The organism is Pseudonocardia xishanensis, assembly GCF_039541715.1.
GTDB lineage: Bacteria > Actinomycetota > Actinomycetes > Mycobacteriales > Pseudonocardiaceae > Pseudonocardia > Pseudonocardia xishanensis.
This window is the reverse complement of record NZ_BAABGT010000038.1, coordinates 135,376-154,930: the sequence shown is the minus strand read 5'-3', so window position 1 is coordinate 154,930 and position 19,555 is coordinate 135,376. Positions and strand designations below refer to the sequence as shown.

Genomic DNA, 19,555 nt, shown 5'->3' with positions numbered 1-19,555 from the left:
CCGTCACCCTACGGAGATGGCGTCGAGCCGCTCACGGATGAACGGACCGCAGGTCACCGCGGGTCCGCCTGCCAACGGCGCGACGACGGCGTCCTGGTCCAGCTCGAAGAACCACACCAGCGACACCAGCTCCTCGGTCGGCGCCCCGGCCTGCGGCGGCAGGACGCGGTGCCTGCCGGACCGCCAGCGCCCGCTCCACAGCGCGAGCAGGTCGCCGATGTTGATGGTGAGGGCAGCGGGGTCGTACGGCGCGTCCCGCCAGCCGCGGGCGTCCGTGTGGACCTGCAACCCGCCGGCGCCCGGCTCGCGGTCCAGCACCGTGACCGTCCCGAAGTCGGTGTGCGGGCCGATCCGGAACTGCCCGGGGGCGGGCTCGCCGACCTCGGTCAGCGGCGGGTAGCGGTTGATGTTGAAGGTCCAGGTGGGGTTGTGGGTCGCGAAGGGCGGCGCGTCGAGGACCGCTGCGCACAGCGCGAGCAGGGCGTCGGAGACCCGACGCATGTGGGCCGCGTACTCCCGCACCACGCTCCGCAGGGAATCGGACGGCCAGACGTTGGGTGGGAACCACAGTGCGTCGACCTCGGGATCCCCGGTCGGGGTCTCGGGGCCGAAGGCCAGCGACTCCTTGAGGTCCGGCACCGCCTCGCCCTCGATCGCCCCGTTGGCCTCGACGCCCGGCGCGAGCCAACCGCGGCCCCCGATCCGCGCCGCCCACCGCTGCTTGTCCGGTCGGGCGAAGAACGCCCGGGCCTCCGCCCGCACGTCCGCCGCCAACCCCGCGGGCACCCCGTGCCCCGTCAGCAGCAGGAACCCGGCCTCGCGCAGGGACGCGTCGACCGCCGCGGGATCGGGGGATCCCAGATCGACGGTCCGGATCGGTTCGCTCACCAGGTGACCCTGCAACGGACGCGGGCGCCGGGCAAGCGTGGCAACCGAGACGAAACACGGCCTACCCTGGGGAGCGTGCCTCAGCCGGATCACCCGTCGGACGATCTGGCGCTCCTCCACCGGTTCGAGCCGGTCCTGCGCTACACCCACGGCGAGCTGTTCCTGCCCATCGCGGTGGACGACTACGTGGCCCACTGCAGCCTGTGGGACGAGCGGGACGAGCCACTCGTCCCCGCGGGCTCGCTCACCCTGGGCTCCCTCGCCGAGGAGGGCCGCCGCTACCGGGAGCGCAGGCTGCACCTGCGGTTCGTGCAGAAGTCGTTGGGCGCCAAGGAGGTCCGGCACTGGCGGCGCACCGAGCGGCCCCGGGTCGGCGGGATCGGCCGGTTCGCGGCGGTGGGGGTGATCGCGCGGCTGATCGACGTCGTGCTGCGGCTGTCCCTGCTCGTCCGCGGCAAGGTGCCCAACGGCCTCGTCGCGGCCGCCCACCGCCAGGGCAAGGACCTGGCGGGCGCCACCTACTACGGCCGGGTCGTGCGCACCGCGGGCTACACCGTCCTGCAGTACTGGTACTTCTACGCGTTCAACGACTGGCGCTCGACCTTCCACGGCGTCAACGACCACGAGGCCGACTGGGAGACCGTGTCGGTCTACCTGGTGCCCGGCCCGTCGGGCGGGCTGGAACCGGCCTGGGTCGCGGGCTCCTCGCACGACCACACCGGGGACGACCTGCGCCGCCGCTGGGACGATCCGTTGCTGGACAAGGAGGGCGAGCACCCGATCCTCTACCCGGGGGCCGGATCGCACTCGCACGCGTTCGTGGCCGGGGACTACGTCGTCAGCGTCGGGTTGCCCGCCCTGCGGGCCGTACTGCGGACCATCCAACGCGTGCGGGCCTGGCTGATGCCCTTCGCCCCCGAACCCGGCAGCGGCAGCTTCGACATCCCGTTCATCGACTACGCCCGGGGCGACGGCGTCGTGCTCACCGAGTGGAACCGGGTCCCGATCGACGACTCCACCGAGTGGGTGCGGGACTTCCGCGGGCTCTGGGGCCTGGACACCAAGGACTCCTTCGGCGGTGAGCGCGCCCCCGCGGGGCCCCGCTACGAGCGCGACGGCTCCGTCCGCGGCTCGTGGGCGGACCCGCTCGGCTGGGCGGGCCTGGACAAGGTCCCCGCGACCGCGGACGAGGAGGTCGCCGCGCTCGAGGAGCGGATGAAGCTCCTGCAGTCCCGCGTGGACGAGCTGGAGACCGAGATCGCCGCCGAGCGGCTGGCCGTCCGCGGGCTCTACGCCGAGATCCGCTACCTCGCCGCCCGGTCGGACGCCGCCCCCGGCCGCCCGGGGCACCTCCAGGAGCTGGAGGTCAAGGAGGCCCACCTGGCCGGGCTGGTGGCCGAACGGGTCCGGCTGACCGAGGAGATCGACGTCCAGGCGGGCAGGCTCGCGGGCCCCCGCCCACCCGGTCCCCCGGGCGCCCACCTGCGCAACCCGCACCTGCCCTACGTCGTGCACGCGGACTTCCGCTCGCGGTTCCTGCGGGTGTGGGCGGCGCTGTCCATCCCGGTGCTGATCGGGGGGCTCGGCGCGCTGCTGTTCTGGCCCAACCTGTCCACACTGTTGTGGTTCACGATCGGCCTGGTCGCGTTCGCCGTGGTGGAGTCGGTGGCCCGACGACGCTCGATCGAGTTCGCCGCGAGCCTCGCCGGGCTGGCGATCACCGCCCTGATCGTGGCGGGGGTGGTGGTCGCGCTGCTCTCCGGCTGGAAGATCGTCCTCGCGGGCTCCCTCGCCCTGGCCGCCCTGATCCTGCTCGTCGTGAACGTGCGCGAGCTCCGGGGGCGCTGAGCCACTGCACGGGCACGGCGTCAGGAGAGCGGCGCCCGCACGTTCCGTGTGATCGACGTGCGGGCCGCGAGCTCGGCGTCGGGCGGGTAGTCGACGCCGACCAGGGTCAGGCCGTGGGCGGGGGCCACCGCGACCCCCGACTCGCGCGAGGTGCGGTCCAGCAGCGACGCGGGCCAGTCCACCGCCCGCCGCCCGCGGCCCACGTCGAGCAGCGCCCCGATCAGGCTGCGGACCATCGAGTGGCAGAAGGCGTCCGCCGACAACGCGGCCGTCAGGACCCCGTCCGACGCGGACCAGGACAACCGCTCCAACCCGCGCACCGTCGTCGCGCCCTCGCGGTGCTTGCAGAAGGCGGCGAAGTCGTGCTCCCCCACCAGCAGCGCGGACGCCGCGTTCACCGCGGTCAGGTCCACCGGGTGCGGCCACGACAGGGTGTCCCTGGCCCGCAGGGGGTCCGCTCCCCACGGGGTCACGGCCACGCGGTAGCGGTAGTGCCGTCGCAACGCCGCGAACCGCGCGTCGAACGCGGCAGGCACCTCGACCGCGTAGCGCACCCGGACGTCCGGCGGGAGCAGCCGGGCGAGCCGCCGCACCAACCAGGCCGGATCGACGTCTGCGGGCAGGTCCACGTGCACGACCTGCCCCGTCGCGTGCACGCCGGCATCCGTCCGCCCCGCGACGGTGAGCTGCACAGGGGACCGCACCAGCCGGGACAGCGCCGAGGTCAGCACCCCCTGCACGGTCCGCAGCGAGGGCTGCACGGCCCACCCGGAGAAGTCCGTGCCGTCGTAGGCCACGTCCAGTCGAAAGCGAACGAGCCCGCCACCGGAATCGGTGGCGGGCTCGGACACGGGGTGCTCAGGACTCAGAGTCGGAGTCCTTCTGCTGCGACGCGGGCAGCGAGAACCCGGCGGCCTCGGCGGCCTCCGAGCTCGCGAACCAGACCTCGGCCACAGTGCGGTCGTAGTGCGCCGAACCGGGGACGTGGTACAGCATCGAGTCCGCGTTGCCCTTGATCTCGAAGCCCTCCGGCGCCTCGGCCGGGTCCTCCAGCGGGGCGTGGCTGCCCTCGCCGTAGGGGGCCTCGTTGGTCGAGGCGGACTCCTCGACCTCGGCGGCCTGCAGGGTCTCGGCGGCCTCGGTCGACTCGGCCTGGGCGGCCTCGATCTTCTCCTCGGTCACCTCCGGCTCCGTCGTGGCGGCCTGCGAGGCGGCGGCCCGGCGAGCACGGTTGGCCTCGTCGGTGACCGTCTTCTGCTGGATCAGCTCGATGACGGCCATCTTGGCGTTGTCGCCCTTGCGCGGCATCGTCTTGGTGATGCGCGTGTAGCCGCCGTTGCGGTCCGCGTAGAACGGGCCGATCTCCTCGACGAGCCGGTGGACGACCGACTTGTCGCGGATGAGCTTCATGATCTCGCGGCGGTTGTGCAGGTCGCCCCGCTTCGCCTTGGTGATCAGTCGCTCCGCGTACGGACGCAGCCGCCGGGCCTTGGCCTCGGTGGTGGTGATCCGGCCGTGCTGGAACAGCGCGGTCGCCAGGTTGGCCAGGATCAGCCGCTGGTGAGCGGGCGACCCGCCGAGGCGGGCTCCCTTGGTGGGCTGAGGCATGGCTACAACTGCTCCGTTTCTGCGTAGTCCTGGCCGTCGTCGCCGAACGGGTCGGCGTCGTAGCCACCGTCGCTGCCGTAGTCGGCGGCCGCGGCGGAGGGGTCGAACCCGGGCGGGCTGTCCTTGAGCGCGAGACCGAGGCCGACGAGCTTCATCTTGACCTCGTCGATCGACTTCGCGCCGAAGTTGCGGATGTCCAGCAGGTCCGCCTCGCTGCGCCCGACGAGCTCACCCACGGTGTGGATGCCCTCGCGCTTGAGGCAGTTGTAGGACCGGACCGTGAGGTCGAGCTCCTCGATCGGCATCGCGAAGGCCGCGATGGTGTCCGCCTCCTGGGGCGACGGGCCGATCTCGATGCCCTCGGCGTCGACGTTCAGCTCGCGGGCGAGACCGAACAGCTCGACGAGGGTCTTGCCCGCCGAGGCCAGCGCGTCACGCGGGCCGATGGAGGGCTTGGTCTCGACGTCCAGCACCAGCTTGTCGAAGTCCGTGCGCTGCTCGACACGGGTGGCCTCGACCTTGTAGGTCACCTTGAGCACCGGCGAGTAGATCGAGTCGACCGGGATGCGGCCGATCTCGGCGCCGGTGGCCTTGTTCTGCATGGCCGGGACGTAGCCACGACCCCGCTCGACGACGAGCTCCACCTCGAGGCGGCCCTTGTCGTTCAGCGTGGCGATGTGCAGGTCCGGGTTGTGCACGGTGACGCCCGCAGGCGGGACGATGTCCCCCGCGGTGACCGCACCGGGGCCCTGCTTGCGCAGGTACATGGTGACCGGCTCGTCCTCCTCGGAGCTCACGACGAGCTCCTTGAGGTTCAGGATGATGTCGGTGACATCCTCCTTCACCCCGGGGACGGTGGTGAACTCGTGCAGCACGCCGTCGATGCGGATGCTGGTGACCGCCGCCCCCGGGATGGAGGACAGCAGGGTGCGCCGGAGCGAGTTGCCCAGCGTGTAGCCGAAGCCCGGCTCGAGCGGCTCGATGACGAACCGGGAGCGGGTCTCGGTGACCGAGTCCTCGGTCAGGGAAGGGCGCTGAGAGATCAGCACGGTGTGACTCCTTCTGTGGTCCCGCGGCACCCACTATTTGATGCCGCAGTGAGCCCCCCGCCCCACTGCAGGGCGGGGGGACCCTCTGTCGAGGGGACTACTTCGAGTACAGCTCGACGATCAGCTGCTCGGTGACCTGCGTGTCGATCTGCGCCCGCTCCGGGAGCTGGTGCACGAGGATGCGCAGGGTCGACGGCACGACCTGGAGCCAGGCGGGCACCGGACGGTCGCCGACGAGCTCCTTGGCGATCACGAACGGGTCCAGCGCCAGGCTCTTCGGCTTGACGTCGATGATGTCGTACTGCGAGACGCGGAAGCTGGGGATGTTCACCTTCTGGCCGTTGACCAGGAAGTGCCCGTGGTTCACCAGCTGCCGGGCCATCCGCCGGGTGCGCGCGAGGCCCGCCCGGTAGACGACGTTGTCCAGCCGCGACTCGAGGATGCGGAGCAGCTCGTCACCGGTCTTGCCGGAACGGCGGTTCGCCTCCTCGTAGTACGAGCGGAACTGCCGCTCGAGCACGCCGTACGCGAAGCGCGCCTTCTGCTTCTCCTGCATCTGCAGGAGGTACTCGGTCTCCTTGATCCGGATCCGGCCGTGCTGGCCGGGCGGGTAGGGACGACGCTCGAACGCCTGGTCGCCGCCGACGAGGTCGACCTTCAGTCGGCGGGACTTGCGGGTCATGGGTCCGGTGTAACGAGCCATGAGTGGTTACTCCCTTTCCCTTAGACCCGGCGCCGCTTGGGCGGGCGGCATCCGTTGTGCGGCTGGGGCGTGACGTCCGAGATCGTCCCGACCTCGAGGCCTGCGGCCTGAAGCGAACGGATCGCGGTCTCGCGGCCCGAACCCGGGCCCTTGACGAAGACGTCGACCTTCTTCATGCCGTGCTCGGCCGCCTTGCGGGCGGCGGACTCGGCGGCCATCTGCGCCGCGAACGGCGTGGACTTGCGCGAGCCCTTGAAGCCGACGTGACCGGCCGAGGCCCAGGCGATGACGGCACCGGTCGGGTCCGTGATGGACACGATGGTGTTGTTGAACGTCGACTTGATGTGCGCGTGGCCGTGCGCGACGTTCTTCTTCTCCTTGCGGCGGACCTTCTTGGGTCCGGCCGTACCACGGGTGCGGGGCGGCATTACTTCTTACCTGCCTTCTTCTTGCCCGCCACGGTCTTCTTCGGGCCCTTGCGGCCGCGCGCGTTGGTCTTGGTGCGCTGACCGCGGACCGGGAGTCCACGACGGTGGCGGATGCCCTGGTAGCACCCGATCTCGATCTTGCGACGGATGTCGGCCTGCACCTCGCGGCGGAGGTCACCCTCGACGCGGAGGTTGCCCTCGATGTACTCGCGAAGGGACGCGAGCTGCTCGTCGGTCAGGTCCTTGCTGCGCAGGTCCACGCTGATGCCCGTGGCGGCCAGGATCTCCTTGGAGCGCGAGCGCCCGATCCCGTAGATGTAGGTCAGTGCGACCTCCATCCGCTTGTCGCGGGGGAGGTCGACACCAGAGAGTCGTGCCATGCGGCGGGTGTCTCCTTAGTCGGCCGGGTACTCCCGACGGTCGTCCTGGGGGACTAGTCCCAGGCACCGGCCCGGTACCGGTGGTGAACCGCGCCTCTCGTGGCACGGCAGATCCGTCGGGTTCCTCTGTTCTGACGGTCGGACCCCGACGAGCGGGTCCTCCCTGAGCCAGCTGCTCCGCGAGGTGCGGGTGATCAGCCCTGACGCTGCTTGTGACGCAGGTTCTCGCAGATCACCATGACCCGCCCGTGACGGCGGATCACCTTGCACTTGTCGCAGATCGGCTTGACGCTCGGCTTGACCTTCACGTCTGTCGATCCCTCTGGTTGAGCGTCACTTGTAGCGGTAGACGATGCGGCCGCGGGAGAGGTCGTACGGAGAGAGCTCCACGACCACCCGGTCCTCGGGGAGGATCCGGATGTAGTGCTGCCGCATCTTCCCGCTGATGTGCGCGAGGACCCGGTGCCCGTTCTCCAGCTCCACGCGGAACATCGCGTTCGGCAGGGGTTCGACGACCCGGCCCTCGACCTCGATCGCCCCGTCCTTCTTGGCCATAGCCTCCGCGTTCCGTGACAGGTTTCCTGTGGTGTCGTACAGGCGCACCGAAGGCGGGACGGAGCCGAGGGTGCGGTCAGACACGAACGGAACCGGCGCCACACGGCGCGCCGAGGATCCAGTGTACGTGGTGCTTGACTCACCGTGCCGCCAGGGGGTACTCGCGCGCAAAGCGCTTGACCCCGACCCCGGGGCGGGTGGTCCAGTATGCGCCATGAGCACCGGGACGTCCCCTTCGCAGACCACACGGATCCCCCGTGCGCTGCGCCCGTTCCGGCACCGTGACTACACCCTGCTGGCCGCCTCCATGGCCGCGTCGCTGTTCGCGAGCGGGCTGTGGGTCGTCGCGCTCGTCTACCAGGTCATCGCCCTCGGCGGCGGGCCGTCCCAGCTCTCGCTGGTCAGCGCCGCGGCCGCCACCGGTCTGCTGCTGTCCGTCCTGCTCGGCGGGGTCGCCGCCGACCGGATGTCCCGACGGCGGCTGCTCCGGCTGGTCGAGACCGTCCGGATCGCGATGGCCGGGCTGGCCGCCACACTGGCGCTGACCGGGACCCTGCAGCTGTGGAGCCTGGCCGTCATCGCATTCGCGGTCGGCGCTGCCGAGGCGTTCTTCTTCCCCGCGTACTCGGCGATCCTGCCGACCCTGCTGCCGCCGGACGAGCTGCTGGCCGCCAACGGCCTCGAAGGCATCCTGCGCCCGGCCACCATGTACGCCGCGGGACCCGCGCTGGCGGGAGCACTGGTCGCCGGGTTCGGCCCGGCGTACGCCCTCGGCGGTGCCGCGGCGGGCTACCTGCTGGCCCTGCTCCCCCTGCTCGCCATCCGGGTGCCCGCGATGAGCGCCGAGCGGGGGAGGACCTCCGTGCTGGGGGATCTCGGCGAGGGCTTCCGCTACCTCCTGCGCACCGGCTGGCTGTTCGCCACGCTGGCGTTCGCCGTGCTCCTCGTCCTCGTCGTGATCGGCCCGATCGAGGTCCTGCTGCCCTTCGCCGTGCGTGACCGGACGGCGAGCGGACCCGGCGGCTACGCCCTGGTGCTGGCCCTGTTCGGGCTGGGCGGGGCGGTCGGCTCGGTGGTCGCCTCCGCGGGCCGGATGCCGCGGCGCTACCTCACGGTGATGATCCTGCTCTGGGGTCTCGGCGGGGTCCCGCTGGTGCTCGTCGGGTTCACCGACCGGCTGTGGGTGATGGGGGCCGTCGTGGCCGTCGTGGGCGCCACCCACGGCGCCGCGATGGTCATCTGGGGCACGTTGCTGCAGCGGCGCGTCCCGCCCGCTCTCCTCGGCCGGGTCTCCAGCCTGGACTTCTTCGTGTCGCTGGCCCTCATGCCCGTCTCGATGGCGTTGGCGGGCCCGATCGGCGAGAGCATCGGCATCCCGCTCACCTTCACCCTCGCCGCACTGGTCCCGGTCCCCCTCGCGGTCCTGGCCCTGCTGATCTGGCGCCTGCCCCGGGACGAGACCGCGCACTCCCTCGACTGAACCGCGCGCCCTGGTCGAACGAGGGCGCGTCGAGGACCGCCTCGCCGCGCTCCCGGTCTCCTCGGCCGCGCGCTCAGCCCGGGAGGGTGAGGACGGAGTGCCCGTCCGCCGTGACCGCCACGGAGTGCTCCCAGTGCACGGCCCGCAGGCCGGACTCGGTGACGACGGTCCAGCCGTCCTCCAGCTCCCGGGTCTCCGGGTCCCCCGCCGTGAGCATCGGCTCGATGGCCAGGGCCATGCCGGGGACCAGCTTCGGGCCCTTGCCCGGCTCGCCGTGGTTGGGCAGGAACGGGTCCATGTGCATCGACGTGCCGATGCCGTGCCCGCCGTACTCGGCGACGATCCCGTAGTCCGCCCGGTCCGCGATCGCCGCGGCCTTGCAGGCCTCCTGGATCGCGTACGAGATGTCGGTCAGCCGCGCCCCGGGCCGCACGGCCTCGATGCCGGCCCACATCGCGGACTCGCAGGCCTTCGACAGCGCCCGGTCGGCGTCCGAGACGTCCCCGACGGCGATCGTCACCGCCGAGTCGCCGTGCCAGCCGTCCAGGATCGCGCCGCAGTCCACCGAGATCAGGTCCCCCTCGGCGAGCACCTGCTGCGCCGAGGGGATCCCGTGGACGATCTGCTCGTTCACCGACGCGCAGATGCTCGCCGGGAACCCGTGGTAGCCGAGGAACGAGGGGACGGCGCCCGCATCGCGGATGACCTGCTCGGCCACCGCGTCCAGCTCGCCGGTCGAAACGCCCGGCTTCGCCAGGTCCGCGACCGCCGCCAGCGCGGCCGCGACGACCGCACCCGCCGCCCGCATGGCCTCGATCTCGGCCGGGCTCTTCAGCTCGATGTCGCGCCCCCGCAGTCGTGCCAGCGCGCCGCGCACGCCGCCCTGTCTGCCCATCATGCCGGCCTCCCGGACAACCGGGCCTCCTCGAGAGTTACTTGCCGAGCGCCGCGGTCACCCGGTCGGTGATCTCCGCGACCTCCCCGACGGCGTCGATCACGACGAGCCGGTCGGCGTAGTACTGCAGGAGCGGGGCCGTCTCGTCCCGGTAGACCTGCTGCCGGTTCCGGATGACGTCCTCGGTGTCGTCCGAGCGGCCGCGGCCGAGCAGCCGCTGGACGAGCTCCTCGTCCGGCACCTCGAACTGGACCACGGCGTCGAGCTCCACACCCAGGCCCGCGAGGATCTCGGAGAGCGAGTCCGCCTGCGAGGTGGTGCGCGGGAAGCCGTCCAGGATGAAGCCCTTGGCGGTGTCCGAGTCCGACAGCCGGTCGGAGACCATGCCGACCGTCACCGAGTCCGGCACGAGGTTCCCGGCGTCCATGTAGGTCTTCGCCTCGAGACCCAGCGGCGTCTCGTCCTTCAGGTTGGCGCGGAAGAGGTCTCCCGTGGAGATGTGGGGGATGTCGAACTGCTCGGCCAACCGCGCGGCCTGGGTGCCCTTGCCCGCTCCGGGCGGGCCGACGAGAACGAGTCGCACTGGGAGCTCGACCTCCTAGCTTTCTTCTCCTGGGCCGCCCACTCCGGCGGCGGCGAGGTGTACCCCGGGAGGCCTGAGGGCCCCGGCCGGTCGATGGTGCATCTTCGACGGCCTGTCGAACAAGGCCCCCTCATCGCACTCTAACGCAGGAAACCCTCGTAGTTGCGCTGCATGAGCTGGCTCTCGATCTGCTTCACGGTGTCCAGGCCCACACCGACCATGATCAGCACCGCGGTGCCGCCGAAGGGGAAGTTCTGGTTCTGACCGGAGCCCGTCAGACCCAGGAAGAAGTTGGGCAGGACGGCGATGATGCCCAGGTAGAGGGACCCGGGCAGGGTGATCCGGCTCAGCACGAAGTTGAGGTACTCGGCGGTGGGTCGACCGGGGCGGATGCCCGGGATGAACCCGCCGAACTTCTTCATCTCGTCCGCCCGCTCCTCGGGGTTGAACGTGATGCCCACGTAGAAGTAGGTGAAGAAGATGATGAGCGCGACGTACAGGAGGATGTGCAGCCAGTTGGACTGGTCGACCAGGTAGGTCTGCACGAACTGCTGGAGCCCGCCGCCCGCGTTCCCGATGAACTGCGAGAGCAGCTGGGGCAGGTACAGCAGCGACGACCCGAAGATCACCGGGATGACGCCTGCCTGGTTCACCTTGAGCGGCAGGTACGTCGACGTGCCGCCGTACATCCGACGGCCGACCATCCGCTTGGCGTACTGCACCGGGATGCGGCGCTGGCCCTGCTCGACGAACACGACGCTCACGATGATCGCGAGGCCGAACACGCAGACGCCCGCGAAGACCAGCGGACCGGCGTTGTTGAAGATGTTGACGCCCTCGGCCGGGATGCGGTGCGCGATCGAGGCGAAGATCAGCAACGACATGCCGTTGCCGATGCCCTTCTCGGTCACCTGCTCGCCGAGCCACATGACGATCGACGTGCCCGCCGTCATCACGATGACGATGATGGACAGCGTCCACACCGTGGAGTTCGGGATGATCGGCTCGGTGCAGTTCCCCAGCAGGGCGCCGCGGTCCGCGAGCGCCACGATCCCGGTGGCCTGCAGGACCGCCAGCGCGATCGTGAGGTACCGGGTGTACTGGGTGAGCTTGTTCTGCCCCGACTGCCCTTCCTTCTTCAGCGCCTCGAACCGCGGGATGACCACGGTGAGCAGCTGGATGATGATCGACGCCGTGATGTACGGCATGATCCCCAGCGCGAGGATGGACAGCTGGAGCAGCGCGCCGCCCGAGAACAGGTTGATCAGCGAGTAGATGCCCGCGTTCTCACTGCCCTCGACCTGCCGGATGCACTCCTGCACGTTCGGGTAGGACACGCCGGGCGACGGGATGTTCGCCCCCAGCCGGTAGACGGCCACGACCCCGAGGGTGAAGAGGATCTTCTTCCGGAGATCCGGGGTCGTGAAGGCCGCCCGGAAAGCGCTGAGCACCTCGGTGATCCTCCTGGTCTTGTCGCCGCGCGGCCACTGATGGTGACGGCCCGGGCGGGAACCGACTCTAACAGCGACGACGCCGCCCGTTCGGCCGCCCCTGGCAGGGCGGACCGGACGGACGGCGTCGCCGGTGGTACCTCTTTACAGTTCGCTGGCAGAGCCGCCGGCGGCCGCGATCTTCTCCTTGGCGGAGCCCGAGAAGCGGTGCGCGGAGACGGTGAGCTTCACACCGTCCAGGTCCCCGGTGCCGAGGACCTTGACCGGCCGGCCCTTGCGGACCGCGCCGACCTCGACGAGGGCCTCGGGGGTGACCTCGCCGCCCTGCGGGAAGAGCACCGCGAGGTCGCCGACGTTCACGACCTGGTACTCGACCCGGAACCGGTTCTTGAAGCCCTTGAGCTTGGGCAGCCGCATGTGCAGCGGCATCTGCCCGCCCTCGAAGGCCGGGGACACGGTCTTGCGGGCCTTGGTGCCCTTGGTACCGCGACCGGCCGTCTTGCCCTTGGAGCCCTCACCACGACCCACACGGGTCTTGGCGGTCTTGGACCCCGGAGCCGGACGCAGGTGGTGAACCTTGATCGTCTCGCTCATCAGGACTTCACCTCCTCCACCGTCACCAGGTGACGGACGGTGTTGATCATGCCGCGGACCTGCGTGGTGTCCGGCCACTCCTGGGACTGGCGGATCTTGCGCAGGCCGAGGGCCTTGAGGGTCTCACGCTGGTTGCGCTGCCCGCCGATGGCGGACTTGATCTGCGTGACCTTGAGCTTCTTGTCCGCCATCAGGCCCTCGCAGCCTGGGCCGCTTCGGCCCGAGCACGCAGCATCGACGCGGGCGCGACGTCCTCGAGGGGCAGACCGCGACGGGCCGCCACCTCCTCCGGACGCTGGATCATCTTCAGCGCGGCCACCGTGGCGTGCACGATGTTGATCGCGTTGTCGCTGCCCAGCGACTTCGAGAGGATGTCGTGGATGCCCGCGCACTCCAGCACCGCGCGGACCGGGCCACCGGCGATGACACCGGTACCGGGGCTGGCCGGGCGCAGCATGACCACGCCCGCGGCCGCCTCGCCCTGGACCCGGTGCACGATCGTGCCGCCGATGCGGGGGACGCGGAAGAAGTTCTTCTTCGCCTCCTCGACACCCTTGGCGATCGCCGCCGGGACCTCCTTGGCCTTGCCGTAGCCCACGCCGACCAGCCCGTCGCCGTCGCCGACGATCATCAGCGCGGTGAAGCTGAAGCGCCGACCACCCTTGACGACCTTGGCGACACGGTTGATCGTGACGAGCCGCTCGATGTACGGGGTCTTGTCCTGGGCCGCCCCGCCACGGCCTCCGTCGCGGCGGTCCCGGCGGTCGTTGTTCGGCCCGCCCGGTCCACCGCCCTCGCGCCGCGTACGTCCCGGCATCAGACGGTCCCTTCCATCTTCTTCTCCAGCATCAGAACTTCAGGCCTCCCTCGCGGGCGGCATCGGCGAGCGACGCGATGCGACCCTGGTAGCCGAAGCCACCGTGGTCGAACACGACCGCGTCGATGCCTGCGGCCTTGGCGCGGTCGGCGATGAGCTCGCCCACCTTGGCGGCCTTGGCCTTCTTGTCGCCCTCGAGGGCGGCCACGTCCGCGTCGAGCGTCGAGGCGTGGGCGAGCGTGTGGCCCGCCACGTCGTCGATCAGCTGGACGTGGATGTGGCGCGAGCTCCGCTTCACGGCCAGGCGCGGCCGCTCGGAGGTCCCGCTGATCTTCTTGCGCAGCCGGGCGTGGCGGCGGGTGACCCCGCGCCGACGGGTGGCGGACACCCGCGAGCCAGTGCGCTTCTTGGCGTTCGCAGAAATCGTCTCGGCCATCGCTTACTTACCCGTCTTCCCGACCTTGCGGCGGACGTTCTCCCCCGCGTACCGCACGCCCTTGCCCTTGTAGGGCTCCGGCTTGCGGATCTTGCGGATGTTCGCCGCGGTCTCGCCCACCAGCTGCTTGTCGATCCCGGAGACCGAGAACTTGGTCGGCGACTCGACGGCGAAGGTGATCCCCTCGGCCGGCGTGACGACGACGGGGTGGCTGAAGCCGAGCGCGAACTCCAGGTTCGAACCCTTGAGCGCGACGCGGTAACCGACGCCGACGATCTCGAGCTTCTTCTCGTAGCCCTTGGTGACACCCTCGACGAGGTTGTTCACCAGGGTCCGCGACAGGCCGTGGTAGGCCTTGGTCCTGCGCTCGTCGTCCGGCCGCTTGACCGCGACGACGCCGTCCTCGAGCTCGACCGTGATCGGCGCGATGACGGTGTGCGACAAGGTCCCCTTGGGGCCCTTGACGGTGACGGTCCGGCCGTCGATCTTGACGTCGACGCCGGACGGAACGGTGATCGGCAGCTTCCCGATGCGGGACATCGTCTACTCCCCTCTCACCAGACGTAGGCGAGGACTTCCCCGCCCACGCCCGTCCGGTATGCCTGCTTGTCCGTCATGAGGCCCTGGCTCGTCGAGATGATCGCGACGCCCAGGCCGCCGAGAACGCGCGGCAGGTTGGTCGACTTCGCGTAGACCCGCAGGCCCGGCTTCGAGACCCGGCGGAGCCCGGCGACGCTGCGCTCGCGGTTCCGGCCGTACTTCAGCTCGATGACCAGGGACTTGCCGACCTCGGCGTCCTCGGTGTGGTGGCTCGCGATGTAGCCCTCCTTCTGCAGGATCTCCGCAATGGCGACCTTCAGCTTGGAGTGCGGCATCACGACCTGGTCGTGATAGGCCGAGTTCGCGTTCCGCAGACGCGTGAGCATGTCTGCGATCGGATCGGTCATCGTCATAATCGGTGTCTCTTCCCCGCCGTGGTTCCCTGATCCTCAGGGCCTACGGCGAACGAAACGACAGCTGGTCTCTTACCAGCTGCTCTTGCTGACGCCCGGCAGCTCGCCGGCGTGCGCCATCTCGCGGACGCACACCCGGCAGAGGCCGAACTTGCGCAGGACCGCGCGCGGACGCCCGCACTTCTGGCAGCGGGTGTACCCGCGCACCTTGAACTTCGGGGTCTTGGCGGCCTTGATCTTCAGCGCCTTCTTCGCCATGTTCTCAGTTCTCCTTGAAGGGGAAGCCGAGCCGGCGCAGGAGCGCCCGGCCCTCCTCGTCCGTGGTCGCGGTGGTCACGACGGTGATGTCCATGCCACGCGGGCGGTCGATGGAGTCCGGGTCGATCTCGTGGAACATGGACTGCTCCGTGAGACCGAACGTGTAGTTGCCCCGCCCGTCGAACTGGGTGGACGAGAGACCGCGGAAGTCGCGGATACGCGGCAGCGCGATCGTCAGCAGCCGGTCCAGGAACTCCCACATCCGGTCGTTGCGGAGGGTGACCTTCGCGCCGATCGGCATGCCCTCGCGGAGCTTGAACTGCGCGATGGACTTGGTGGCCCGGCGGATCTGCGGCTTCTGACCGGTGATGGTGGTCAGGTCCCGCACGGCGCCGTCGATCAGCTTCGAGTCACGGGCGGCGTCTCCGACACCCATGTTCACGACGACCTTCACGACGCCGGGGATCTGCATGACGTTGGAGTACGAGAACTCCTCCTGCAGACCCGACTTGATCTCGTCGAGGTAGCGCTGCTTGAGGCGCGGGTTGGTCTTCTCAGCGGTCGTCATCAGATCTCCTTCCCGGACTTGCGGGAGATCCGGACGCGCTTGGCCTTGCCGCCGTCCTCGGACTCGACGAGCTTCTTGCCGACTCGCGTCGGCTTGCCGTCGGAGTCGACGACCATCACGTTCGAGACGTGGATGGCCGCTTCCTGGGTGACGATCCCGCCGGACTGCGCGCCCCGCTGGTTCTGGCTCACCCGCGTGTGCTTCTTGATGCGGTTCACGCCCTCGACGAGGACCCGGTCGCGCTCGGGGTAGGCCTGGATGACCTTGCCCTTCGCGCCCTTGTCCTTACCGGCGATGACGAGGACCGTGTCGCCCTTCTTGACCTTCATGCTCACAACACCTCCGGGGCGAGGGAGATGATCTTCATGAACTTCTTGTCGCGCAGCTCGCGACCGACCGGACCGAAGATGCGGGTCCCCCGCGGCTCGCCGTTGTCCTTGATCAGGACGGCGGCGTTCTCGTCGAACCGGATGTAGCTGCCGTCCGGACGACGCCGCTCCTTGACGGTGCGGACGATGACGGCCTTGACGACGTCACCGCGCTTCACACCGGCGGCGGGGATCGCGTCCTTCACGGTGGCGACGATGGTGTCGCCGATCCCCGCGTAGCGCCGCGCCGAACCGCCCAGCACCCGGATGCACAGGATCTCCTTGGCACCGGTGTTGTCCGCGACACGCAGCCGCGACTCCTGCTGGATCACTTCGCCTTCTCCAGGATCTCGACCAGCCGCCACCGCTTGGTGGCCGACAGGGGTCGGGTCTCCATCAGCCGGACGCGGTCGCCGACGCCTGCCGTGTTGGCCTCGTCGTGCGCCTTGACCTTGCTGGTCCGCCGGATGACCTTGCCGTACAGCGGGTGCTTCACGCGGTCCTCGAGGGTGACCACGATGGTCTTGTCCATCTTGTCGGACACGACCAGGCCCTCACGGACCTTCCGCTCCCCGCGCGTGCTGACTGTCTCGCTCATGCCGCGCCCTCATCGTCGCTCGGGGCGGCCGAGAGGCCCAGCTCGCGCTCGCGCATGACGGTGTAGACCCGCGCGATGTCGTGCCGGACGGTACGCAGCCGCCGGTTGTTGTCCAGCTGCCCGGTCGCCATCTGGAAGCGGAGGTTGAACAGCTCCTCCTTGGCCTCCTTGACCCGCAGCACGAGCTCCTCGTCGGACAGCTCACGCAGCTCGGCAGCAGTGGTGGCCGCCATCAGATGTCACCACCCTCACGGGTCACGATCCGGCACTTCATGGGCAGCTTGTGGATGGCGCGACGCAGGGCCTCGCGGGCCAGCTTGTCGTCCGGGTAGCTCATCTCGAAGAGCACCCGGCCGGGCTTGACGTTCGTCACCCACTTCTCGGGGGAGCCCTTACCGGAACCCATGCGGGTCTCGGCGGGCTTCTTGGTCAGCGGACGGTCCGGGAAGACGTTGATCCAGACCTTGCCACCACGCTTGATGTGCCGGTTGATCGCGATACGCGCCGACTCGATCTGGCGGTTGGTGACGTAGGCCGGCTCGAGCGCCTGGATCCCGAGGTCGCCGAACGTGACCTTGGTGCCACCGGTCGACATCCCCGTCCGGTGCGGACGGTGCTGCTTGCGGTGCTTCACCTTGCGGGGGATCAGCATGACTCAGTTCTCCCCGGTGCTAGGCGCGGGAGCGTCGGCGACAGCGGTGGTGGCCCCACCCTGTCCGGCCGCGGCGCGCCCGGCGTCCGTGCTGGTCGCGGTCGTGCCCGAGGCACCCGAGCGACGGCGGGCCGGGCGCTCGCGGCGCGGGGCGCCACGACCCGGGTCCGCGGCGGCGGGCGCGCCCTCACGGCGGCCACCGACGACGTCACCCTTGTAGATCCAGACCTTCACGCCGATGCGACCGAAGGTGGTCTTGGCCTCGAACAGGCCGTAGTCGATGTCCGCGCGCAGCGTGTGCAGCGGGACGCGACCCTCGCGGTAGAACTCCGAGCGCGACATCTCCGCGCCACCGAGGCGACCGGAGCACTGCACCCGGATCCCCTTGACCTGCGGCGAGCGCATGGCCGACTGGATGGCCTTGCGCATCGCGCGCCGGAAGGCGACGCGGTTGGACAGCTGCTCGGCGACACCCTGTGCCACGAGCTGCGCGTCCGACTCGGAGTTCTTGACCTCGAGGATGTTGAGCTGGACCTGCTTCTTGGTCAGCTTCTCGAGGTTGCCGCGGATGCGGTCGGCCTCGGCGCCGCGGCGGCCGATCACGATGCCCGGACGCGCGGTGTGGATGTCCACCCGCACGCGGTCCCGGGTCCGCTCGATCTCGACCTTGGAGATGCCTGCCCGCTCCATGCCCTTGGAGAGCATGCGGCGGATCTCGACGTCCTCCTTCACGTACTCCGCGTACTGCTTGTCGGCGTACCAGCGGGACTTCCAGTCCGTGGTGATGCCGAGCCGGAACCCGTGCGGGTTGATCTTCTGCCCCATCAGCGGGCCCTTCCCTTCGCACCGCGGTCTGCACGGGCGCGGCCACTGGACTTGGCAGCGGGCCGGGACTCGACCTCGATGGTGATGTGGCTCGTCCGCTTGCGGATGCGGTACGCACGCCCCTGGGCGCGCGGCCGGATGCGCTTGAGCGTCGGGCCCTCGTCGACCATGGCCACGGCGACCACGAGGGTCTCCGGGTCCATGTCGAAGTTGTTCTCGGCGTTGGCCGCGGCGCTCGCCACGACCTTGGCCACCGGCTCCGCGGCGGCCTGCGGCGAGTACCGCAGGATGGCCAGGGCCTCGTTCACCGGCAGGCCGCGGACGAGGTCCACGACTCGACGGCACTTGGTCGGCGACATGCGCACGAACCGGGCCTTCGCCAACGCTCGAGCGGGCTCGAGCGCGGCGTCGGCGGTGCTGCTGGCTGCGTCAGCCATTACTTCTCCACCTCTCCTTAGTCGCTACTCGGTCCGCCTCAGCGCCTGCGCGCCTTGCGGTCGTCCTTGATGTGGCCACGGAACGTGCGGGTGGGAGCGAACTCCCCCAGCTTGTGGCCGACCATCGAGTCCGACACGAACACCGGCACGTGCTTGCGGCCGTCGTGCACCGCAATCGTGTGGCCGATCATGTCGGGGATGATCGTGGACCTGCGGCTCCAGGTCCGGATGACGGTCTTCTTGCCCGACTCGTTGAGAGCGTCCACCTTCTTGAGCAGGTGGTCGTCCACGAACGGGCCCTTCTTCAGGCTACGCGGCATGTCTTAACCTCCCTGCTCAACGCTTGTTCTTACCGGTACGACGCCGGCGGACGATCAACTTGTCACTGGGCTTGGTGCGACGGGTGCGGCCCTCGGGCTTGCCCGCGGGGTTGACCGGGTGGCGACCACCGGAGGTCTTCCCCTCACCACCACCGTGCGGGTGGTCCACCGGGTTCATGGCGACACCACGGACGGTCGGGCGCTTGCCCTTCCACCGCATGCGGCCCGCCTTGCCCCAGTTGATGTTGGAGTGCTCGGCGTTGCCCACCTCGCCGACGGTGGCGCGGCAGCGCACGTCGACGTTGCGGATCTCGCCGGACGGCATGCGCAGCTGCGCGTAGGGGCCGTCCTTCGCCACCAGCTGCACGCTCGACCCGGCGGACCGCGCGATCTTGGCGCCGCCACCGGGGCGGAGCTCGATCGCGTGGATCACGGTGCCGGTCGGGATGTTGCGCAGCGGCAGGTTGTTGCCGACCTTGATGTCGGCGCGCGGCCCGGACTCGACCTTGTCGCCCTGCTTCAGGCGGGCAGGGGCGATGATGTAGCGCTTCTCGCCGTCCGCGAAGTGCAGCAGCGCGATGCGGGACGTCCGGTTGGGGTCGTACTCGATGTGCGCGACCTTGGCCGGAATGCCGTCCTTGTCGTTCCGCCGGAAGTCGATCAGGCGGTAGGCACGCTTGTGACCGCCGCCCTGGTGGCGGGTGGTCACCCGGCCGTGCGCGTTGCGCCCGCCCTTGCTGTGCAGCGGACGGATCAGCGACTTCTCCGGGGTGTCGCGGGTGATCTCCGCGAAGTCGGAGACGCTGGAACCGCGGCGGCCGGGGGTGGTCGGCTTGTACTTACGGATACCCATGGGTCAGC

At 70.0% G+C, this 19,555-nt stretch carries 31 protein-coding genes; 2 read left to right on the top strand and 29 right to left on the bottom strand.

Going from position 1 to position 19,555, the window contains the following annotated elements; translation table 11 throughout:
- Positions 1–3 precede the first annotated feature (3 nt).
- A complete protein-coding gene (locus ABD993_RS16890) occupies positions 4–888 on the bottom strand; it encodes an isopenicillin N synthase family dioxygenase (protein ID WP_345418737.1) in 885 nt (294 codons plus the stop codon).
- Between the two features lie 75 nt (positions 889–963).
- Here ABD993_RS16890 and ABD993_RS16885 point away from each other — a divergent pair, with 75 nt between their 5' ends.
- Complete coding sequence (locus tag ABD993_RS16885; RefSeq protein WP_345418734.1) at positions 964–2,736, top strand: hypothetical protein; 1,773 nt, start codon at positions 964–966, stop codon at positions 2,734–2,736.
- A 20-nt stretch (positions 2,737–2,756) separates the two neighbouring features.
- On the opposite strand, the gene truA is transcribed toward ABD993_RS16885, so the two are convergent.
- From truA to infA, 8 genes are all read right to left on the bottom strand, one after another.
- Complete coding sequence (gene truA / locus ABD993_RS16880) at positions 2,757–3,539, bottom strand: tRNA pseudouridine(38-40) synthase TruA (RefSeq protein WP_345418909.1); 783 nt, start codon at positions 3,537–3,539, stop codon at positions 2,757–2,759.
- 55 nt (positions 3,540–3,594) lie between these two features.
- Positions 3,595–4,344 (bottom strand): 50S ribosomal protein L17, sunset domain variant, encoded by a 750-nt coding sequence (gene rplQ / locus ABD993_RS16875; RefSeq protein WP_486362896.1) that lies wholly within the window; start codon positions 4,342–4,344, stop codon positions 3,595–3,597.
- A gap of 2 nt (positions 4,345–4,346) precedes the next feature.
- Positions 4,347–5,393 (bottom strand): DNA-directed RNA polymerase subunit alpha, encoded by a 1,047-nt coding sequence (locus ABD993_RS16870; protein ID WP_345418731.1) that lies wholly within the window; start codon positions 5,391–5,393, stop codon positions 4,347–4,349.
- A gap of 97 nt (positions 5,394–5,490) precedes the next feature.
- Positions 5,491–6,096 (bottom strand): 30S ribosomal protein S4, encoded by a 606-nt coding sequence (gene rpsD, locus ABD993_RS16865; protein WP_345418728.1) that lies wholly within the window; start codon positions 6,094–6,096, stop codon positions 5,491–5,493.
- 20 nt (positions 6,097–6,116) lie between these two features.
- Positions 6,117–6,524 (bottom strand): 30S ribosomal protein S11, encoded by a 408-nt coding sequence (gene rpsK, locus ABD993_RS16860; protein WP_345418725.1) that lies wholly within the window; start codon positions 6,522–6,524, stop codon positions 6,117–6,119.
- Positions 6,524–6,904 (bottom strand): 30S ribosomal protein S13, encoded by a 381-nt coding sequence (gene rpsM / locus ABD993_RS16855; RefSeq protein WP_345418722.1) that lies wholly within the window; start codon positions 6,902–6,904, stop codon positions 6,524–6,526. Before rpsM ends, rpsK begins: the two co-directional genes overlap by 1 nt.
- A gap of 194 nt (positions 6,905–7,098) precedes the next feature.
- Positions 7,099–7,212 carry a 50S ribosomal protein L36 gene (rpmJ, locus tag ABD993_RS16850; protein ID WP_015883600.1) on the bottom strand — a complete coding sequence of 38 codons (114 nt, stop codon included), beginning with the start codon at positions 7,210–7,212 and terminating at the stop codon, positions 7,099–7,101.
- Between the two features lie 25 nt (positions 7,213–7,237).
- Positions 7,238–7,459, bottom strand: coding sequence for a translation initiation factor IF-1 (gene infA, locus ABD993_RS16845; RefSeq protein ID WP_010228514.1), 222 nt, complete (start codon positions 7,457–7,459; stop codon positions 7,238–7,240).
- Between the two features lie 214 nt (positions 7,460–7,673).
- Between infA and ABD993_RS16840 the strand changes: the two genes are divergently transcribed.
- Positions 7,674–8,939 (top strand): MFS transporter, encoded by a 1,266-nt coding sequence (locus tag ABD993_RS16840; protein WP_345418719.1) that lies wholly within the window; start codon positions 7,674–7,676, stop codon positions 8,937–8,939.
- Positions 8,940–9,012: 73 nt separating this feature from the next.
- Here the strand turns inward: ABD993_RS16840 and map are convergent, their stop codons facing one another.
- From map to rplB, 20 genes are all read right to left on the bottom strand, one after another.
- On the bottom strand, positions 9,013–9,834 hold the full coding sequence (gene map / locus ABD993_RS16835) for a type I methionyl aminopeptidase (RefSeq protein ID WP_345418906.1): 822 nt from the start codon (positions 9,832–9,834) through the stop codon (positions 9,013–9,015).
- Positions 9,835–9,871: 37 nt separating this feature from the next.
- Positions 9,872–10,417 (bottom strand): adenylate kinase, encoded by a 546-nt coding sequence (locus ABD993_RS16830; RefSeq protein WP_345418716.1) that lies wholly within the window; start codon positions 10,415–10,417, stop codon positions 9,872–9,874.
- Between the two features lie 140 nt (positions 10,418–10,557).
- Positions 10,558–11,868, bottom strand: a complete 1,311-nt coding sequence (gene secY / locus ABD993_RS16825; protein WP_345418713.1) for a preprotein translocase subunit SecY — start codon at positions 11,866–11,868, stop codon at positions 10,558–10,560.
- Between the two features lie 144 nt (positions 11,869–12,012).
- Complete coding sequence (gene rplO, locus ABD993_RS16820; RefSeq protein ID WP_345418710.1) at positions 12,013–12,462, bottom strand: 50S ribosomal protein L15; 450 nt, start codon at positions 12,460–12,462, stop codon at positions 12,013–12,015.
- Positions 12,462–12,653 carry a 50S ribosomal protein L30 gene (rpmD, locus tag ABD993_RS16815; RefSeq protein ID WP_345418707.1) on the bottom strand — a complete coding sequence of 64 codons (192 nt, stop codon included), beginning with the start codon at positions 12,651–12,653 and terminating at the stop codon, positions 12,462–12,464. Before rpmD ends, rplO begins: the two co-directional genes overlap by 1 nt.
- Positions 12,653–13,279: a 30S ribosomal protein S5 gene (gene rpsE / locus ABD993_RS16810; RefSeq protein WP_345418704.1), complete on the bottom strand. Its 627-nt coding sequence runs from the start codon at positions 13,277–13,279 to the stop codon at positions 12,653–12,655. Before rpsE ends, rpmD begins: the two co-directional genes overlap by 1 nt.
- Before the next feature lie 31 nt (positions 13,280–13,310).
- Positions 13,311–13,715: a 50S ribosomal protein L18 gene (gene rplR / locus ABD993_RS16805; RefSeq protein ID WP_345418701.1), complete on the bottom strand. Its 405-nt coding sequence runs from the start codon at positions 13,713–13,715 to the stop codon at positions 13,311–13,313.
- Positions 13,716–13,718: 3 nt separating this feature from the next.
- Positions 13,719–14,255 carry a 50S ribosomal protein L6 gene (gene rplF / locus ABD993_RS16800; protein WP_345418698.1) on the bottom strand — a complete coding sequence of 179 codons (537 nt, stop codon included), beginning with the start codon at positions 14,253–14,255 and terminating at the stop codon, positions 13,719–13,721.
- Between the two features lie 14 nt (positions 14,256–14,269).
- Positions 14,270–14,668: a 30S ribosomal protein S8 gene (gene rpsH, locus ABD993_RS16795; protein ID WP_345418696.1), complete on the bottom strand. Its 399-nt coding sequence runs from the start codon at positions 14,666–14,668 to the stop codon at positions 14,270–14,272.
- Between the two features lie 72 nt (positions 14,669–14,740).
- Positions 14,741–14,926, bottom strand: a complete 186-nt coding sequence (locus ABD993_RS16790) for a type Z 30S ribosomal protein S14 (RefSeq protein ID WP_344427249.1) — start codon at positions 14,924–14,926, stop codon at positions 14,741–14,743.
- A gap of 4 nt (positions 14,927–14,930) precedes the next feature.
- On the bottom strand, positions 14,931–15,494 hold the full coding sequence (gene rplE, locus ABD993_RS16785) for a 50S ribosomal protein L5 (protein ID WP_345418692.1): 564 nt from the start codon (positions 15,492–15,494) through the stop codon (positions 14,931–14,933).
- The gene (rplX, locus tag ABD993_RS16780; protein WP_345418689.1) at positions 15,494–15,823 is read right to left on the bottom strand and encodes a 50S ribosomal protein L24; all 330 of its coding nucleotides are present in this window, start codon (positions 15,821–15,823) and stop codon (positions 15,494–15,496) included. The genes rplE and rplX overlap by 1 nt, the downstream gene beginning before the upstream one ends.
- Before the next feature lie 2 nt (positions 15,824–15,825).
- On the bottom strand, positions 15,826–16,194 hold the full coding sequence (gene rplN, locus ABD993_RS16775) for a 50S ribosomal protein L14 (RefSeq protein ID WP_345418687.1): 369 nt from the start codon (positions 16,192–16,194) through the stop codon (positions 15,826–15,828).
- Entirely contained in the window at positions 16,191–16,460 is a 270-nt protein-coding gene (gene rpsQ, locus ABD993_RS16770; protein ID WP_345418684.1) for a 30S ribosomal protein S17, read from the bottom strand. Before rpsQ ends, rplN begins: the two co-directional genes overlap by 4 nt.
- Positions 16,457–16,693: a 50S ribosomal protein L29 gene (gene rpmC / locus ABD993_RS16765; RefSeq protein ID WP_345418681.1), complete on the bottom strand. Its 237-nt coding sequence runs from the start codon at positions 16,691–16,693 to the stop codon at positions 16,457–16,459. The genes rpsQ and rpmC overlap by 4 nt, the downstream gene beginning before the upstream one ends.
- Positions 16,693–17,112 carry a 50S ribosomal protein L16 gene (gene rplP, locus ABD993_RS16760; RefSeq protein WP_345418678.1) on the bottom strand — a complete coding sequence of 140 codons (420 nt, stop codon included), beginning with the start codon at positions 17,110–17,112 and terminating at the stop codon, positions 16,693–16,695. Before rplP ends, rpmC begins: the two co-directional genes overlap by 1 nt.
- 3 nt (positions 17,113–17,115) lie before the next feature.
- Positions 17,116–17,937 carry a 30S ribosomal protein S3 gene (rpsC, locus tag ABD993_RS16755; RefSeq protein ID WP_345418675.1) on the bottom strand — a complete coding sequence of 274 codons (822 nt, stop codon included), beginning with the start codon at positions 17,935–17,937 and terminating at the stop codon, positions 17,116–17,118.
- Entirely contained in the window at positions 17,937–18,374 is a 438-nt protein-coding gene (gene rplV, locus ABD993_RS16750) for a 50S ribosomal protein L22 (protein ID WP_345418672.1), read from the bottom strand. The genes rpsC and rplV overlap by 1 nt, the downstream gene beginning before the upstream one ends.
- Positions 18,375–18,412: 38 nt before the next feature.
- On the bottom strand, positions 18,413–18,694 hold the full coding sequence (rpsS, locus tag ABD993_RS16745; RefSeq protein WP_020622935.1) for a 30S ribosomal protein S19: 282 nt from the start codon (positions 18,692–18,694) through the stop codon (positions 18,413–18,415).
- Positions 18,695–18,710: 16 nt separating this feature from the next.
- Positions 18,711–19,547: a 50S ribosomal protein L2 gene (rplB, locus tag ABD993_RS16740; protein WP_345418667.1), complete on the bottom strand. Its 837-nt coding sequence runs from the start codon at positions 19,545–19,547 to the stop codon at positions 18,711–18,713.
- Positions 19,548–19,555 lie beyond the last annotated feature (8 nt).

Coding starts and splice junctions, on each gene's coding strand:
- rpsK (WP_345418725.1), bottom strand. CDS start 6,524: ATGCCGCCCCGCACCCGTGGTACGGCCGGACCCAAGAAGGTCCGCCGC.
- rplB (WP_345418667.1), bottom strand. CDS start 19,547: ATGGGTATCCGTAAGTACAAGCCGACCACCCCCGGCCGCCGCGGTTCC.
- rpsE (WP_345418704.1), bottom strand. CDS start 13,279: ATGCCGGGACGTACGCGGCGCGAGGGCGGTGGACCGGGCGGGCCGAAC.
- rplP (WP_345418678.1), bottom strand. CDS start 17,112: ATGCTGATCCCCCGCAAGGTGAAGCACCGCAAGCAGCACCGTCCGCAC.
- rplE (WP_345418692.1), bottom strand. CDS start 15,494: ATGACGACCGCTGAGAAGACCAACCCGCGCCTCAAGCAGCGCTACCTC.
- rplF (WP_345418698.1), bottom strand. CDS start 14,255: ATGTCCCGCATCGGGAAGCTGCCGATCACCGTTCCGTCCGGCGTCGAC.
- rpmC (WP_345418681.1), bottom strand. CDS start 16,693: ATGGCGGCCACCACTGCTGCCGAGCTGCGTGAGCTGTCCGACGAGGAG.
- rpmD (WP_345418707.1), bottom strand. CDS start 12,653: ATGGCGGACAAGAAGCTCAAGGTCACGCAGATCAAGTCCGCCATCGGC.
- rpsC (WP_345418675.1), bottom strand. CDS start 17,937: ATGGGGCAGAAGATCAACCCGCACGGGTTCCGGCTCGGCATCACCACG.
- infA (WP_010228514.1), bottom strand. CDS start 7,459: ATGGCCAAGAAGGACGGGGCGATCGAGGTCGAGGGCCGGGTCGTCGAA.
- ABD993_RS16790 (WP_344427249.1), bottom strand. CDS start 14,926: ATGGCGAAGAAGGCGCTGAAGATCAAGGCCGCCAAGACCCCGAAGTTC.
- rplO (WP_345418710.1), bottom strand. CDS start 12,462: ATGAGCGAGACGATCAAGGTTCACCACCTGCGTCCGGCTCCGGGGTCC.
- rpsQ (WP_345418684.1), bottom strand. CDS start 16,460: ATGAGCGAGACAGTCAGCACGCGCGGGGAGCGGAAGGTCCGTGAGGGC.
- rplV (WP_345418672.1), bottom strand. CDS start 18,374: ATGGCTGACGCAGCCAGCAGCACCGCCGACGCCGCGCTCGAGCCCGCT.
- ABD993_RS16840 (WP_345418719.1), top strand. CDS start 7,674: ATGAGCACCGGGACGTCCCCTTCGCAGACCACACGGATCCCCCGTGCG.
- rpsD (WP_345418728.1), bottom strand. CDS start 6,096: ATGGCTCGTTACACCGGACCCATGACCCGCAAGTCCCGCCGACTGAAG.
- rpsS (WP_020622935.1), bottom strand. CDS start 18,694: ATGCCGCGTAGCCTGAAGAAGGGCCCGTTCGTGGACGACCACCTGCTC.
- rpsM (WP_345418722.1), bottom strand. CDS start 6,904: ATGGCACGACTCTCTGGTGTCGACCTCCCCCGCGACAAGCGGATGGAG.
- rplX (WP_345418689.1), bottom strand. CDS start 15,823: ATGAAGGTCAAGAAGGGCGACACGGTCCTCGTCATCGCCGGTAAGGAC.
- rplQ (WP_486362896.1), bottom strand. CDS start 4,344: ATGCCTCAGCCCACCAAGGGAGCCCGCCTCGGCGGGTCGCCCGCTCAC.
- map (WP_345418906.1), bottom strand. CDS start 9,834: ATGGGCAGACAGGGCGGCGTGCGCGGCGCGCTGGCACGACTGCGGGGG.
- rpsH (WP_345418696.1), bottom strand. CDS start 14,668: ATGACGATGACCGATCCGATCGCAGACATGCTCACGCGTCTGCGGAAC.
- rplR (WP_345418701.1), bottom strand. CDS start 13,715: ATGGCCGAGACGATTTCTGCGAACGCCAAGAAGCGCACTGGCTCGCGG.